Source organism: Tardiphaga sp. GW822-FHT04G09 (genome assembly GCF_058800725.1).
In genome coordinates this window covers 1-1,096 of sequence record NZ_JBXAMO010000050.1, presented here as the reverse complement: position 1 = coordinate 1,096, position 1,096 = coordinate 1, and the positions used below count along the sequence as shown (strand labels likewise).

The 1,096-nt window shown below is 58.1% G+C and carries 1 protein-coding gene; it reads left to right on the top strand.

Annotated features, from left to right (window positions below):
* Nucleotides 1–6: 6 nt before the first annotated feature.
* A protein-coding gene (locus AC1RLZ_RS31125; RefSeq protein WP_493191811.1) for an IS3 family transposase occupies nucleotides 7–1,096 on the top strand; the annotation gives its coding sequence in 2 pieces (ribosomal slippage) (nucleotides 7–259 and nucleotides 259–1,096; 1,091 coding nt annotated over the 2 pieces). This gene is flagged as partial in the annotation.

Genomic DNA, 1,096 nt, shown 5'->3' with positions numbered 1-1,096 from the left:
AGTTCCATGAAGGCATCGAAGTTTTCAGAGGCGCAGATCGCATTCGTTTTGAAGCAGGCGGAAGACGGCTCGGCAGTTGCAGAGGTCTGCCGCAAGGCCGGGATCAGCGAGGCGACGTTTTATAACTGGCGGAAGAAGTATGCGGGCCTGATGCCCTCAGAGATGAAGCGACTGCGTCAGCTCGAGGAGGAAAACAGCAAGCTGAAGCGGATTGTCGCCGACCTGTCGTTGGACAAGGCTATGCTGCAGGATGTTCTGTCAAAAAAGCTCTGAGGCCTGGCCGCAAGCGCGAGCTTGTCGATAGGGTGCGGGGCGACTGGAAGGTCTCGATCAGACGGGCCTGTTCGACGCTCCGGATCGATCGCGCACTTTACGTCTACAAGTCGAAGCGCGGCGACCAGGCCGCTCTCAAGAGTCGGATCAGGGAGATCTGCGAGACGCGAGTGAGATACGGCTATCGCCGGGTCCATGTCCTCCTGCTGCGTGAGGGCTGGAACGTCAACGTCAAGCGTGTCTACCGCCTTTATAGGGAGTTGAGCCTGCAATTGCGCAACAAAACGCCGAAGCGTCGCGTGAAGGCCAAGCTGCGCGAGGATCGAACCGATGCGGTGCAGGTCAACGAGACCTGGGCAATGGACTTCGTGCACGACCAGCTTGCCACTGGCCGTAAGATCCGCGTGCTGACGATCGTCGATACCTTCAGTCGCTTCGCGCCGGCCGTCGATCCGCGCTTCAGCTATCGAGGCGAGGATGTCGTGATGACATTGGAGCGCATCTGCAAGACCGTTGGCTACCCCAAGACCATCCGTGTCGATCAGGGATCGGAGTTTATCTCCCGCGATCTCGATATCTGGGCTTACCAAAAGGGCGTCGTGCTCGACTTCTCGCGGCCAGGCAAGCCAACGGATAATAGCTTCATCGAATCCTTCAACGGCAAGTTCAGAAGCGAATGCTTGAACACGCACTGGTTCCTGAGCCTTGACGACGCACGGCAGAAAATGGAGGATTGGCGTAGAGACTACAACGAAGTCCGGCCACATAGCGCGATCGGTAACAAGGCGCCGATATCGCTGTTGAATGGCTCATCGGCGCCCCC